This window comes from Parazoarcus communis SWub3 = DSM 12120, assembly GCF_003226565.1.
Lineage (GTDB): Bacteria > Pseudomonadota > Gammaproteobacteria > Burkholderiales > Rhodocyclaceae > Parazoarcus > Parazoarcus communis.
Genome location: NZ_QKOE01000029.1, coordinates 19,354 through 33,022, shown reverse-complemented (window position 1 = coordinate 33,022; position 13,669 = coordinate 19,354). Strand labels below are relative to the sequence as shown.

Here is a 13,669-nt window from a genome sequence, read left to right as displayed (position 1 = left end):
CCGGGGGCAACAACCGTGCTACCGCCTTGTCCTTGAATGCTTGTCCGTATCTGGCCACTTCGTTCTTCCGTTATCGCCCTCGAGTTTCAGATTCTATCGAGGCGACAACCATCTTGACCCAGAGGGGGACGGACGAGGAAAGAGAGAAGCTGATGCGCGAGCAGATGCAGGACAATCTCTTTTCCGAGGCCGAGGCCGAGGTCGAGAGACAGGTCAAAGACCTACGCAAGGTGCCATTCGACTTCTACTATCGGTACGTATGCGAAACGTCCGAGGGCGAGAAGGAGCGCAAGCATAAGATCGTCGATTGGGAGGTCGGCGCGTTCTTTTGGAACTGCCGCCGCAGCCACGGTGCCGATTGGGAAGTACCGTTCCGTGCGAAGCTGGAGAAGCAGCTTGGGGTCAGGGACTTGATGTTCCTGATGGGCAACCAGCACCGCTTCCAGGATCAGTGGCTGATCATCAGTTTGATCTACCCGCCTAAGCAAAAGCCAGTCGAGGCGAGGCAGGGCTCGTTGTTCTAGCATCCGACGTCTTGATATGCTCGATGTCCGCGCCGCAGTAGTCGCGTACGGCATCGGCCACCATTGAGCGGTGGCAGAAATTGAAGTTGGCCTCGTAGCACAGCAAAGCGCAGTTTGACGATCCTGCAAGCCCAGATAGTTCGGCAATGGCGGCTTCTTGGGTGTTGAGATGCTTCAGGAAGCCTTCGGTGTAACGCGCCCAATTATCATCTTCGCGATAGCGGTCACGTACCGGCTTCGGGCAGCCCAAATCAGCCATGTGGATGTACTCAAAGCCGGAAAGGTTCAACACCTTGGCTCGCGCCTTCTTCGAAAATCCGGGCTTGCGTGACTGGGGGAGCTCGCGGATGTCCACGACGGTGTCGATACCGTGCTCTGTGAGCAAGGACATGAACGCGTCGATGGCCAGTCCTTCGTAGTCTATGGTGAAAACAGTCATTGATGAGCCCCTTTGAGCCGGAATTCTACTGGAGGATGGAGGTCTCTGACGAGCGCTGACATGACCAACCCGCAGTTCTCACCGCCCCACATTTCAACGCGATAAAGCGGTTGTAATTCGGTGCACCGGCGCTGTCTTACAACCAGCGCGCCTTCTTGAATCGCCAGTACAGCAGGCCACTGGAGGCGGCGATGACTCCGAGGCCGAACAGGTAGCCGTATTCCCACTGCAGCTCGGGCATGTGGTTGAAGTTCATGCCCCAGATGCCGGCAAAGGCGGTGGCAACCGCGAAGATGCCGGCCCAGGCGGCAAGACGTTTGCTGACCTCGGTCTGGTCGATGGTGACCATGGACAGGTTGACCTGGATGGCGGTGCCGATGGTGTCGCGAATGCCGTCCAGCGAGGCGTTGATGCGGGCGAGATGATCGTAGACGTCGCGGAAGTAATGGCGGCTGTTGGCACACACCGCAGGTACGCGGCCGCTGTGCAGCTTGCCGGCGGCTTCCATCAGCGGGGTCACCGCATGCTTGAGCAGCGTGACCTTGCGCTTGAGGCGGTACAGGCGGCGGATGTTCAGGCGCGCGGCACCCTTGGTGAAGATGCGCTCTTCCATGGCCTCGAGCTCGGTCTCGAGCTTTTCGATCAGCGGAAAGTAGCGATCCACCACCGCATCCATCAAGGCGTAGAACACATAGCCCGAGCCTTTGGCCAGCATCTTCGGCTCACGCTCGCAACGCGACCGGACACCCAGAAAACCCTGCTGGCTGCGGTTGCGTACCGACAGGATGTAGTTGGGGCCGACGAACACATGGACTTCGCCCACCTGCAGCCGGCCTTCCTGCTCCTCGATGAGGTGCATGACCGCAAAAACCTCGTCGTCGTACTCCTCGACCTTGGGGCGCTGGTGGCCATGGTTGGCATCTTCGATGGCCAGTTCGTGCAGGCCGAACTCCTGCTTCATCTGTGCGAGTTCTTCCGGGGTGGCGTCCTTGAGCGCCACCCAGACGAAGCAGTCCGGTTTCTGCAGATAGTCGCTGATATCGTCGATCGGCAGATCGGCCAACTTGCGGCCATGCTGGTAGGCGGTACAGTTGATCAGCATGTTCGATGCGTTCCGTTGGGGGTCAGGCCTTGACCGCTTCCAGCAGGTCTCGCACGCCCTTGACCCGTTGCTTGAGGTCGGGCAGGGCGATGCGGCGAACCAGTTTGTCGGGGCCTGCCATCTTGGTGGTCTTGTCCTTCTGGATCAGGAAGATCACCTTCACCGGGTCGATCGGCGCGGCCTTGCCGAACTGTACGGTGATCTGCGCCTCCGACGCATCGAGCTTCTGCACGTCCCAGGGCTTCAGGATCAGCCGCAGGCGATGGGTCTCGAGCAGGGCCTGGGTTTGCGGCGGCAGTTCGCCGAAACGGTCGATGAGCTCTTCCTGCAGGTCGCGCAACTCGTCCTCGGCCTCGCAGTTGGCCAGGCGCTTGTAGAGGGTCAGCCGCTCCTGTACGTCGGGGCAGTAATCGGTCGGCAGCAGCGCGGGGGTGTGCAGGTTGATTTCCGACACCACCTCCAGCGGTTGGGCAAGGTCGGGCTCCTTGCCGGCCTGCAGATCCTTGACCGCACGCTTGAGCATCTCGGTATACAGGCTGAAGCCGACCTGCTGGATCTCGCCCGACTGGTTTTCGCCCAGCACCTCGCCAGCACCGCGGATCTCCAGATCGTGCATCGCCAGGTAGAAGCCCGAGCCGAGCTCGTCCATCATGGAGATGGCTTCCAGGCGCTTCTGCGCCTGTGCGGTGGGTTTGGCGTTGGCGTCGGTCAGCAGATAGGCATAGGCCTGGTGGTGGCTGCGGCCCACACGGCCGCGCAACTGGTGCAGTTGGGCCAGCCCGAAACGGTCTGCACGGTTGATGATGATGGTGTTGGCGGTGGGGATGTTGATACCGGTTTCGATGATGGTGGTACACAGCAGCAGGTTGGCGCGCTGCTGGGTGAAGTCGCGCATCACCCGCTCGAGTTCGCGCTCGGGCAACTGACCATGCCCGACCACGATGCGTGCCTCGGGCAACAGTTCTTCGAGGTCGTTGCGCATGTTCTCGATGGTGTCGACCTCGTTGTGCAGGAAGTACACCTGGCCGCCGCGTTTGAACTCACGCAGCACCGCTTCGCGGATGATGCCGCGGCTGGCGCGTTGCACGAAGGTCTTGATCGCCAGACGCTTCTGCGGCGCGGTGGCGATGACCGAGAACTCGCGCAGGCCTTCCATCGCCAGGCCGAGCGTACGCGGGATGGGGGTGGCGGTCAGGGTCAGGATGTCGACCTCGCTGCGCAGGGTTTTCAGCGCTTCTTTCTGACGCACACCGAAACGGTGCTCCTCGTCGATGATGACCAGCCCCAGACGCTTGAACACCACGTCCTTCTGCAGCAGGCGATGGGTGCCGATGATGATGTCCACCTTGCCTTCGCCCAGGTGCTGCAATGCCTCGGCCTGTTCCTTGGCGGATTTGAAGCGCGACAGCTCGGCGATGCGGATCGGCCAGTCGGCAAAGCGGTCGGCAAAGGTCTGGTAATGCTGTTCGGCAAGCAGCGTGGTCGGGCACAGCACCACCACCTGCTTGCCATCCTGCACCGCGATGAAGGCCGCGCGCAGGGCAACCTCGGTCTTGCCAAAGCCGACGTCGCCACACACCAGACGGTCCATCGGCCGGCCGGACTTCATGTCGGAAACCACCGCATCGATGGCGGACTGCTGGTCGGGCGTGGTCTCGAAACCGAAACCTTCGGCGAAGGCCTCGAGGTCGTGCTGGCGGAAGTCGAAGCGGTGACCCGGACGCGCTGCACGTTGGGCGTAGAGGGCGAGCAGCTCGGCGGCGGTGTCGCGCACCTGCATCGCAGCCTTCTTCTTGGCTTTCTCCCATTGGCCGGAGCCCAGTTTGTGCAGGTCCACTGCCTCGGGGTCGGCGCCGGCATAGCGGGTGATGACGTGAAGCTGCGACACCGGCACATACAGCTTGTCGCCGCCGTTGTACTCCAGGTGCAGGAATTCGGTGTCGCCCTCGCCGAGGTTCATGTGGATCAGGCCAAGGTAGCGGCCGATGCCATGCGATACGTGCACCACCGGGTCGCCAAGCTTGAGCTCCGACAAGTCGCGCAGCCAGCCTTCCATGGTGGCGGCCTTGCGATTGTCTCGGCGGGTGCGGCTGCGGGCGGTGGCCGCATAGAGTTCGGTTTCGGTAATGACCGCCAGCTGAGCTTCGGGGAGGATGAAGCCGGTGCCGAGCGGTGCCGTACCGAGGGCAAACCCGGTATCCGTATCCAGGAAGGCGGCAAAATCCCCGCTGGCTTCCGGCTTGAGTCCATATTCGCCAAGGTACTCGGCCATGGTCTCGCGCCGGCCGGGTGAATCGGCCAGCAGCAGGATCCGCCCCTTGAACCCGTCGCGGAAGGCCTTCAGCCGATGCAGTGGATCGGTGGCCTTGCGTTCGACAGCCAGTTCCGGCAAGGGCAGGGCGGCAGGGTCGCCGTGCCCTTGAGCGCCGATTGCCAGGCGTGGACGGTCCTTGAGCGCGATGAAGAAGGCTTCGTCACTGAGAAACAACTGTTCAGGTGCCAGCACCGGACGGCTGCGGTCTCCCTTGAGCAGGTCGTAGCGCGAGCGGGTGTCGCGCCAGAACTCGGCAATCGCAGCGGGTACATCGCGATGCAGCAGCACCGGGACGTCGGTAGGAAGATAGTCGAACAGCGTCGCGGTGTCGTCGAAGAACAGCGGCAGGTAGTACTCGATGCCAGCCGGGGCAATGCCGTTCGACACGTCCTTGTAGATCGAGGCACGGGTGGGGTCGCCTTCGAAGGTTTCGCGGAAACGGCCGCGAAAGCTGCTGCGGCCCGTGTCGTCGAGCGGAAACTCCCGCGCTGGCAGCAGGCGGATTTCCTTGACCGGGTACACCGTGCGCTGGGTGTCCGGATCGAAGGTCTTGATGCTCTCGATCTCGTCATCGAACAGGTCGATCCGGTAGGGCAAGGGTGAGCCCATCGGGAACAGGTCGACCAGACCGCCACGCACCGAAAACTCGCCCGGGCTGACCACCTGGGTGACATGGGCGTAGCCTGCCACTGCCATCTGCATGCGCAGTTGCTCGACATCCAGGCGCTCGCCCTGCTTCAGGAAGAAGGTGTAGGCCGCCAGGAAGGCGGGCGGAGCCATGCGGTAGAGCGCAGTGCTGGCCGGGACCAGCACGACATCGACCTCACCACGGGTGATCGCATACAGCGTGGACAGGCGCTCGGAGATCAGATCCTGATGTGGCGAGAAGTTGTCGTAGGGCAGGGTTTCCCAGTCGGGCAGCAGGTGCAGGCGAAGGCCAGGTGCCAGCCAGGCGATTTCGTCGAGCAGGCGCTGGGCGTCAATCGGGTTGGCCGTCACCACGGTCAGCATCCGCCCGTGTCCGGCCAGTGTGGCGATGGCGAGCGCATCGGCCGACCCGCTTAGGGTGGGCAGATCGAAACGGCTACCGGGTTTGGGGAGCGGAAGGGATGCAAGGGCTGGCAACAGGCGGTCGAACGAGGAGGGCATTGGAGGCTTGCCGGAGGGCGTGCTGACGGCTGGGAAGCGGGGGATTATAGGTGATGCGGCCGGCTGCGGCGTGCCTGAGCCTTTGGTCATGCAGCTTGACCAGCACAGGGGCGAGCATCGGCGGATCGCCCGGGGGTGTCCGCACCCGGCCAAGTCAATCGCTTCAGGCGTAGGTGTCGATCATGCCGCCGGCAGGTGGCAGGTCATTGATGCGGTCGAACAGCGCTTGTAGCGGACTGGCGCGATTGTCGGGTTCGCCGTTGCGTTCGGCATTGATCTCCAGCCGGGCCTCGCTCGCCATGCTGTCGGCCTTGGCGGCCACCTGCCGGTCTTGCGGGGAAGGATCCGCCGGTGCCAGGGCGGTGCGCCGGATGTGGTCTGCCTTGACCAGGGTTTCCTCGGCGGTCCGCGCGGGTGAGGTATCGATGGTGACTTCACCACCAATGGCGTAGGGGCGTTTATCCGGCCCGGTCTGGTAAGTGTAGTTGGGGCCGGACAGGATCAGGCTGCCGCCGACAGATACATGTGCCTGCTCGTGAGCCCGCACCTCGCGGTCGCGTTGCTTGAGGCGCTCGAGGACGCGCTGATCCCCCGCGCTCAATTCTTCATTGGCAGCGGTGCTTCTGGTGCCACGGCCCTCTCCGGCCGACATGCTGGTCGGGATATAGGCCGTATTCGAAGTGTTGATGCCTGAAATCGACATGAATCGCTGAATCCAGCCAAGGCTTCATGTTTACTTTAGACGCTGCGGCGACTGATGTGCAGTCGCTCAGATGGAATCGGTTGCAGGTCGATCGACCATATCCGGTAACGATTCAGGCTGCGGCGGCAGTGGTTCGGGCGGGGGGGCGGGCAGTGCTGGAAGATGCCGGGCCATCCACTCGGCCAGGATGGTGGCGCTTGCGTCCTGCTGCAGGGGGGCCATGTGCTCGGGTTCGGGGCCTGGTGCGGCGCGCCAGTCGTGGTCGCCGGGAATCATGTCGAAGGCCTGGCGCAGCAATGCAGTGGCCGGGTCGTCCCTGCCTACGACGAACAGCGTAGGCGTGCGGAGACTGCGCAGCGGGCCGGCGCCGGCAAGATCCGGCCGGCCGGCCAGGCAGGCGAGGGCCTGGAAACGTGTCGGTGCCTTCACCGCCGCACGGATGGCCGCCGCACTCGCGGTGCCGGAGCCGACGATGACCAAGGGTAGCGCCGTCAGCGGTGGCTGATGTTCGATCCAGTCGGCTGCGGCGAGCACCCGCTCGCCAAGACGGGAGACGTTGAAGCGGGCGTCAGGGTCGCGTTGTTCCTCGTGGCGGGTAATCAGGTCGAGCGTCAGCGTGGCCAGGCCGCCGTGCTGCAGGCCGGCGGCAATGCGTTCCTCGCGGGCATGGACGGCTGCGCTGGCGCCGGGCTGCACGATGAGCACGAGGCCGCGGACATCGGGCGCGTGAGAAAGCTTGCCGTCCAGCCAGATGCCGTCGGCGGGAATGCTGATCAGGGTATGCCGAAGCTTCACGATCGTTATAGGGAACCGGGTTGTGCCAGCATCTCACAGCCCGGGCGGCACCTGCAAGCCGGCGGCGTTCGCAGCGCTCGCTGACATGTATGCCAGCATGTGAGACAGCGCGTCGTCGCCACTCCGCTTCAGGTACGGTGGATGGCAACCGGTATGCGACGGGCACCGAAAGGAGGATGGAAGTGGCCAAACCGTCCGGCAAGCGGCGTACCGCAATCCGGGCAGCTGCCGTGCTCGGTCAGTGCGTAATCGAGAATCTGGTACCAGTCACGAACAATCAGTGCCTTGCCGCAAGCTGTGCAGTGTGTGGTGCCACCGTCGCGATCATGGACATTACCGGTGTAGACATGCCGAAGCCCGGCTTCCTGCGCGATCCGGCGGGCGCGTTGCAAGGTGGCAGGGGGTGTCGGGGGCAAGTCGTCGAGCTTGAAGTCGGGGTGGAACGCGGTGAAATGCAATGGCACCTCGGCGCCGAGTTCGTCATGGATCCAGCGCGACAGTGCGGTGATCTCGTGGTCGCTGTCGTTGCGTCCTGGAATCAGCAGCGTGGTGATCTCCACCCACACCGAGGTTTCGTGGTGCAACCAGCTCAGGGTGTCGAGTACCGGCTGTAGCCGGGCGCCGCACAGCTTCTGGTAGAAATCGTCGGTGAAGGCCTTCAGGTCGACATTGGCGGCATCCATGCAGGAAAAGAAATCCTGCCGTGCGGATGGGCTGATGTAGCCCGCGGTAACCGCCACGGTACGGATGTCGCGCGCGTGACAGGCCGCAGCCACGTCGATCGCGTATTCAGCGAAGATCACCGGGTCGTTGTAGGTGAAGGCGACGCTGGTGCAGCCGTGGGCGGCGGCGGTCGCCGCGATTTCGTCTGGCGAGGCGGCATCCATCAGCCTGTCCATGTCTCGCGACTTGGAGATGTCCCAGTTCTGGCAGAACTTGCACGCCAGATTGCAGCCCGCGGTGCCAAAGGAAAACACACTGCTGCCCGGATAGAAGTGATTCAGTGGTTTCTTTTCGATCGGGTCGATGCAGAAGCCCGAACTGCGTCCATACGTGGTCAGCACCATCGCATCGCCCTCGCGCATGCGCACAAAGCAGGCGCCGCGCTGGCCTGCATGCAGCCGACAGTCACGCGGGCACAAGTCGCATTGGATGCGGCCGTCGTCCAAGGGGTGCCAGTAGCGCGCAGGGTGGTTCATCACGCCTCCAGTTCGGGCTCCTGCCACTTGCGTACGGTGTAGCGCGCAGCCATCAGACCGTCTACCGGTCGATCCGGCGCCATGCCGGCCTTGGCTTTTAGCGCGGACAGAAAGGCTCGCGGCTCGGGCAGTTGCGTCCAGACCTGTGGCAGAAAGGTAGCGCTACGGCAGCCTGCAAACAGCATCAAGCCGTCCACGCCGGGGCGTAACTGCGCAAGCAGCTCGGCCTCGGTGTCGAAATCGATGAACTCGGGCGAGGACAGCAGCGAAACCTCAATGCGAATGCGTTGGAACTCATCCCGGCTCAGGGGCGGAAACCGCGGGTCACGGCTGGCCGCGCCTACCGCATTCTGGACCACGTCCTCGCCAAGCGGGCGCTGGGGCCGCAGGCTGCCGATACAGCCACGCAGGTCGTCATCGAGTGTCAGGGTCACGAAGCATGCGCCCCGTTCGTCCAACTGCGGGTCGTCAGCCGGGGCAGGGGCCAGTCCCAGGTGGTGGGCGATGGCTTGCCGTGCGCGCGCCAACAGGGCCGCGCCGAGTGCGGTGTCAGTGATGTTGGCTGGCATGGGGCACCGGGTCACAGAAGGCGATGCTGGCATAACCGACGACACGATTGCGGTCGCCCGCCGTATCGCCCGAGTTGCGCAGATCGAGCAGATGGGCTTGCAGGTGATGGCGACGGGCGCACTGGATCAGCCCATTGACCGGTGTGGCGCCGCAGGCCTGATCGTGACTCAGATCAGCATGCAAGCCGAGGATGTGCTCGATGGTGGCTCGATCCTTCCACTGCGCCTGATGGTAAGGATGGTAGTGCGACAGGTCGGAGCTGATCACGATCAGGGTCTCCGGCCCGCCCCACAGGCTTTCCAACACCTCGGCAACGGCTTCGGTCGAAGCGTCGCCCACCAGCAGCGGCAGCAGGGTGAAGTGATCGAATACGGTCTGCAGGAAAGGAAGCTGAACTTCCAGGCAGTGCTCATAGGCATGGGGGCGATCATCCACGACCACATCCCCACGCTGCTGTAGCGCCAGCCAGGATGGGCGATCCACCGTCACCGTGCCCAGCGGGGTGGCAAAGGCCTGCGCGGCTGGCAAGGCAAAGCCATCCACTGCGAGCCGGTGATTGGGTCCCAGCAGCACGACCCGCTCGATCTGATCGCGCAGGGCGGCAAGACCTGCATACGCGGTCGCCGCCACCGCGCCGGAATAGACATAACCCGCATGTGGCACGATCACCGCTTTGGGCGAAACCATGGTTTCGAGTGGCACCGCAGCCGTCAGCATCTCACCCAGCTGGGTGCGCAGCACCCGCTCGTCAGCAGGATAGAACTGTCCGGCCACCGCTGCCGGGCGTATTGAAGCAATCGCCATGACTTATCCAGGCCTGATGGAGGTATACGCTGATTATAGGCCGAGCACGTGCCATCCGATTCCCAGCATCAGGCCAATGGCTACTGCGCCCATCCCGGCAAGCACCTTCAGACCCAATGCACGGCCACCGATGCCGACCGCCATGATGGTCTTGAAGCTCAGGTTGGCCGCCATGCCCAGGCCGATCGAGATCACTGCGGTCTGCAACTCCAGTCGCTCGAGGTTGAACAGGCGCATGCTCGATAGTGCAATCGCATCGATGTCAGTAAAGCCCGACACGACGGCCAGCACGTACATGCCGCTGGTGCCAGCGTAATCCGACAGCCAGGCGGCGCAGAACAGCACGACCGCATAGAGCGCACCAAAGCCCAGTGCAGTGCGCAACTCGGTGGGGTTGCTGGTTTGCGGCAGCACCGCGTCGCCACTTTCACTGAGTCGTCGCCAGTTCCACAGCAGGGCGAGCAGACCCAGGATCAGGGCGGGTATCACGACAACCATCAAGGCGCGCAACAAGCCCGGTGCCACCAGCGCGGCAATGATGCTGACCCGCACGACCATCACCAGATTGGCCAGTACGATGACCAGCGCCGCCATTGACGATAACGAGGGGGTTTCACGTGCATTTCGCGCATAGACCAGCGTGGTCGCGGTGCTGGAGGCAAGTCCGCCAAAGATGCCGACAAAGGCTGCGCCGTGCTTGGCGCCGACCAGTTGCAATGCGGCATAGCCAGCAAGGCTGACGCCGGAGATCAGCACGACCATCCACCACACCTGGTAGGGGTTCAGTGCGTCATAGGGGCCGTATTCCTGATTGGGCAGGATGGGCAGGATGACCAGCGACAGCACGCTGAACTGCAGGATGGAGATCCAGTCCTTGGCTTGCAGGCGGGTGGCCAGCCCTCGCAACTGCGCCTTGAAGTACAGCAAGATGGTGGTGGCCACCGCCAGCATCACCGCAATCGTGGTGTAACCCAGCCACACCGCCACGCCCAGGCAGTAACACACCATCAGTGCAGCCACCGAGGTTGTGCCTGGGTCGGTTGGATCCGGGTGGCGCAGGTAGGCCGCGATGATCATCAGACCGACAATGCTCATGCCGATTGCAAATGGCACGATGCTCTGAAGGTGCTGGCCGAGCAGGCCGGTCAGCGCCCCCAGCATGGCGACCAGGCCAAAGGTGCGCAGACCGGCGCGGGCGGAGGGTACGCGCTCGCGTTCCAGGCCGATCAACAGGCCGATGCCGATGGCGATCAGGAAGGCTTCGACCTGCTCCGGGTCGAACGGGACGGTGCTTGGCATGCGTGACATCCTTCTGTCGGGGTTTGCGCCTGCGCGGAAGGGCGTGCTCGTGGGCACGTGCTTGGGTAATACTGTAGCCCACTCGCGAACGTGGCGGAACAGCCCGCAGCGGTTAGAATCCGCGCCATGCAGAATTTCCACCCCAAACATTTCGCCATCGTCCCGGCCGCTGGCAGCGGCAGCCGCATGGTGTCCGACCTGCCCAAACAGTATCTCTCGCTGCTGGACAAACCACTGATCCGTCACGCACTGGAAACCCTGTGCGCCGCCCCGGAAATCGACAAGGTATTCGTCGTGCTGTCGGTGGGGGACGCCTTGTGGGCACAGTATGACTGGTCCGACCTCGCGCCCAAGCTGGTGCCGCTGTTCTGTGGCGGGGCGACCCGGGCCGATTCGGTACTGGCCGGCCTGCGCGCCATTTCGGCCGAAGCGGCGCAGAGCGACTGGGTGCTGGTGCACGACGCGGCACGCCCTTGTCTTGCGCCATGGCATATCGACCGCCTGGTGCGCGAACTTGCCCATGACGAAGTGGGGGGACTGCTTGCCGTGCCGGTTGCCGACACCCTGAAACGGGCTGACACCCAGCGTCGGGTCCTGCAGACCGTGCCGCGCGACAGCCTCTGGCAGGCGCAGACTCCGCAGATGTTCCGCTACGTGATGCTGCGTCGTGCGCTTGAGGGCGCGCGCGACGTTACCGACGAGGCCAGCGCAATCGAGGCCGCGGGCCTGCACCCAAAGCTGGTTCAGGGCGATGCGACCAATCTCAAAGTCACCTATCCGCTCGACCTGCATCTGGCCGAGTGGATCCTGAAGAACCGGGAGGGCAGGGCATGAATCCGTTTCCATTTCGAGTGGGGCAGGGCTTCGATGTCCATGCCCTGGTGGCCGGACGCCCGCTGATCATCGGCGGAGTCACCATCCCATTCGATCGTGGCCTGCTCGGCCATTCCGATGCCGACGTGCTGCTGCATGCGCTGACCGATGCGCTGCTGGGCGCCGCCGGGTTGGGTGATATCGGCCGTCTGTTTCCCGACACCGACCCCCAGCACGCTGGTGCCGACAGTCGTGAACTGCTACGGGTGGCATTTGCGCGCGTTCGTGCAGCCGGCTGGGAGGTGGTCAACATCGATGCAACCCTGATCTGCAAGGCACCCAAGGTCATGCCCCATGCACCCGCCATGGTGGCCAACATCGCAGCCGATCTGGCCATGCCTGCCGAGGCAATCAACATCAAGGGCAAGACGACAGAGAAGCTCGGCTTTACTGGCCGGGGCGAGGGGATTGCAGCGCAGGTGGTGGCGATGCTGGCGCGTAGCGAGTCGTGTTGACCCCACGCCTTTGATCGCAGGGGGCGGGGCGACAGACTCAGCGAACGAAGCCGTCGCCCTGTGTGCGCATCACCCGGCGCAGCAACATGCCGAACAGCACGGAGGCCAGGATGGTGGCCAGCACGCCTGCCTCCCAGAAACCTGCCACGGTCGGGCTTGCCACGCGCCACGGCGCATGAAAGCTCAACCAGTAACCCAGGCCCAGACCAATACCCCAGAAGCAGAGTGTATGCAGCAGCATGGGCAGCAGGGTGACCTTGTAGCCGCGCAGTGCATGCGACGCGACGGTCTGGACCGAATCGAACAGCTGGTACAGGCAGATATAGACGATCAGGCCGAGCGCGACGGTATGGACGCCGGCATCGGCGGTGGACAGGCCGATCACCGGCTCGCGCAGCAGCCACAGGATCAGGCCGATCACGCTGGCTGCGCCGCCGGTCAGCAGCATGCCGACGCGCACTGTCGCCCGTGCCCGCGCCCAGTCGCGCGCGCCTGCAGCCTGGCCGACCAGCACCATGCAGGCAATCGACATGGCCAGTGGCAGCATGTAGATCAGCGCGGCCAGGTTGGCAACCACCCGGTGGCCGGCCACCGCCTCGGCGCCCAGGCGGGCAACGAACAGCGCGATCAGGGTGAAGGAGGTGATCTCGATGAAGGTCGACAAGCCCATTGGAATGCCCAGCCGCAGCAGGCCGGCCAGTGCCTTCGGGTCGGGGCGGCGCCAGTTGGACAGCAGGCGGTAGCGCTGGTAGGCGGGATTTCGCAGCAGGTAGATCAGTCCGCAGCTCAGTCCCAGCCAGCTGACCACTGCGGTCGACACCCCGCATCCCATGCCCCCCATCGGTGCCAGTCCAAGCGTGCCGTTGACCAGTGCCCAGGCCAGTGGCACATGGGTTGAGGTGGCGATCAGGCTGATCACCATCAAGGCCCGAGGTCGTCCAACCGCATTGTTGAAGGCGTAGAAGGTGCGGTACAGCAGCACGGCCGGCAGGCCTGCGGCGGTGGCCGCAAGATAGCCTTCGACGCGCTCGAACAGCTCAGGGGGTACGCCTGCCAGTTCGAGCAGGAAACCCGGATGGGTGAGCAGCAGGCAGCCCGGTACCGTCAGCATCGCGGCCAGCCACAAACCCTGCTGCAGTGACGGGGCGAGCTGGTCGTGGCGCCCGGCGCCGACATGGTGGGCAACGGTGGGTGCGACCGCCTGCAGCAGACCGGCCATCAACATGACGACGGAAATATACAGCCCGCTGCCAATGGCGACCGCGGCAAGGTCAGCGGTGCCGTAGCGACCGGCGATGACGGTGTCGGCCACCATCATGCTCATCGACAGCAGTTGCGCGACCAGCACCGGCCAGGCGTGATGCAGCAAGCGACCGGCGATGGTGGCAAAGCCTGTTGGAGCGGATTCGGACACGCCCTGGGGGAACTTCAAGAGAAGTGCGC

13 protein-coding genes are annotated in these 13,669 nt (G+C 63.9%); 3 read left to right on the top strand and 10 right to left on the bottom strand.

Going from position 1 to position 13,669, the window contains the following annotated elements; all coding sequences use genetic code 11:
* Positions 1-524 (top strand): hypothetical protein (locus tag DNK49_RS21535; protein ID WP_207807070.1); only part of this gene is annotated, 524 nt, incomplete at its 5' end.
* Here the strand turns inward: DNK49_RS21535 and DNK49_RS21530 are convergent.
* From DNK49_RS21530 to DNK49_RS21490, 9 genes are all read right to left on the bottom strand, one after another.
* A complete protein-coding gene (locus DNK49_RS21530; RefSeq protein ID WP_110529783.1) occupies positions 481-963 on the bottom strand; it encodes a DUF488 domain-containing protein in 483 nt (160 codons plus the stop codon). The two genes, DNK49_RS21535 and DNK49_RS21530, sit on opposite strands and share 44 nt — an antisense overlap.
* A 136-nt stretch (positions 964-1,099) precedes the next feature.
* A complete protein-coding gene (corA, locus tag DNK49_RS21525) occupies positions 1,100-2,065 on the bottom strand; it encodes a magnesium/cobalt transporter CorA (protein WP_110529780.1) in 966 nt (321 codons plus the stop codon).
* 22 nt (positions 2,066-2,087) lie between these two features.
* Positions 2,088-5,528: a transcription-repair coupling factor gene (gene mfd, locus DNK49_RS21520; protein ID WP_110529778.1), complete on the bottom strand. Its 3,441-nt coding sequence runs from the start codon at positions 5,526-5,528 to the stop codon at positions 2,088-2,090.
* Positions 5,529-5,691: 163 nt separating this feature from the next.
* Entirely contained in the window at positions 5,692-6,231 is a 540-nt protein-coding gene (locus tag DNK49_RS21515; RefSeq protein ID WP_110529775.1) for a putative metalloprotease CJM1_0395 family protein, read from the bottom strand.
* 66 nt (positions 6,232-6,297) lie between these two features.
* Positions 6,298-7,026: a dienelactone hydrolase family protein gene (locus tag DNK49_RS21510; protein ID WP_110529772.1), complete on the bottom strand. Its 729-nt coding sequence runs from the start codon at positions 7,024-7,026 to the stop codon at positions 6,298-6,300.
* A gap of 128 nt (positions 7,027-7,154) precedes the next feature.
* Positions 7,155-8,225: an AmmeMemoRadiSam system radical SAM enzyme gene (gene amrS / locus DNK49_RS21505; RefSeq protein WP_110529769.1), complete on the bottom strand. Its 1,071-nt coding sequence runs from the start codon at positions 8,223-8,225 to the stop codon at positions 7,155-7,157.
* Positions 8,225-8,794, bottom strand: a complete 570-nt coding sequence (gene amrA / locus DNK49_RS21500; RefSeq protein WP_110529766.1) for an AmmeMemoRadiSam system protein A — start codon at positions 8,792-8,794, stop codon at positions 8,225-8,227. The genes amrS and amrA overlap by 1 nt, the downstream gene beginning before the upstream one ends.
* Positions 8,775-9,599 (bottom strand): AmmeMemoRadiSam system protein B, encoded by an 825-nt coding sequence (gene amrB, locus DNK49_RS21495; RefSeq protein WP_110529763.1) that lies wholly within the window; start codon positions 9,597-9,599, stop codon positions 8,775-8,777. The genes amrA and amrB overlap by 20 nt, the downstream gene beginning before the upstream one ends.
* 33 nt (positions 9,600-9,632) lie before the next feature.
* Positions 9,633-10,898 (bottom strand): MgtC/SapB family protein, encoded by a 1,266-nt coding sequence (locus DNK49_RS21490; RefSeq protein WP_110529760.1) that lies wholly within the window; start codon positions 10,896-10,898, stop codon positions 9,633-9,635.
* Positions 10,899-11,024: 126 nt separating this feature from the next.
* Between DNK49_RS21490 and ispD the strand changes: the two genes are divergently transcribed.
* A complete protein-coding gene (gene ispD / locus DNK49_RS21485) occupies positions 11,025-11,732 on the top strand; it encodes a 2-C-methyl-D-erythritol 4-phosphate cytidylyltransferase (protein WP_207807069.1) in 708 nt (235 codons plus the stop codon).
* Entirely contained in the window at positions 11,729-12,226 is a 498-nt protein-coding gene (gene ispF / locus DNK49_RS21480) for a 2-C-methyl-D-erythritol 2,4-cyclodiphosphate synthase (protein ID WP_110529757.1), read from the top strand. Before ispD ends, ispF begins: the two co-directional genes overlap by 4 nt.
* A 37-nt stretch (positions 12,227-12,263) precedes the next feature.
* Here ispF and DNK49_RS21475 read toward each other — a convergent pair whose 3' ends face one another.
* Positions 12,264-13,658 carry an MATE family efflux transporter gene (locus DNK49_RS21475; protein ID WP_243632471.1) on the bottom strand — a complete coding sequence of 465 codons (1,395 nt, stop codon included), beginning with the start codon at positions 13,656-13,658 and terminating at the stop codon, positions 12,264-12,266.
* Positions 13,659-13,669: the final 11 nt, after the last annotated feature.

Bases quoted from the DNA above. Each gene is read 5' to 3' on its own strand.
- amrA (WP_110529766.1), bottom strand. From the start codon at position 8,794: ATGCCAGCCAACATCACTGACACCGCACTCGGCGCGGCCCTGTTGGCG.
- corA (WP_110529780.1), bottom strand. From the start codon at position 2,065: ATGCTGATCAACTGTACCGCCTACCAGCATGGCCGCAAGTTGGCCGAT.
- DNK49_RS21490 (WP_110529760.1), bottom strand. From the start codon at position 10,898: ATGCCAAGCACCGTCCCGTTCGACCCGGAGCAGGTCGAAGCCTTCCTG.
- amrB (WP_110529763.1), bottom strand. From the start codon at position 9,599: ATGGCGATTGCTTCAATACGCCCGGCAGCGGTGGCCGGACAGTTCTAT.
- mfd (WP_110529778.1), bottom strand. From the start codon at position 5,528: ATGCCCTCCTCGTTCGACCGCCTGTTGCCAGCCCTTGCATCCCTTCCG.
- DNK49_RS21515 (WP_110529775.1), bottom strand. From the start codon at position 6,231: ATGTCGATTTCAGGCATCAACACTTCGAATACGGCCTATATCCCGACC.
- ispD (WP_207807069.1), top strand. From the start codon at position 11,025: ATGCAGAATTTCCACCCCAAACATTTCGCCATCGTCCCGGCCGCTGGC.
- ispF (WP_110529757.1), top strand. From the start codon at position 11,729: ATGAATCCGTTTCCATTTCGAGTGGGGCAGGGCTTCGATGTCCATGCC.
- DNK49_RS21530 (WP_110529783.1), bottom strand. From the start codon at position 963: ATGACTGTTTTCACCATAGACTACGAAGGACTGGCCATCGACGCGTTC.
- amrS (WP_110529769.1), bottom strand. From the start codon at position 8,225: ATGAACCACCCTGCGCGCTACTGGCACCCCTTGGACGACGGCCGCATC.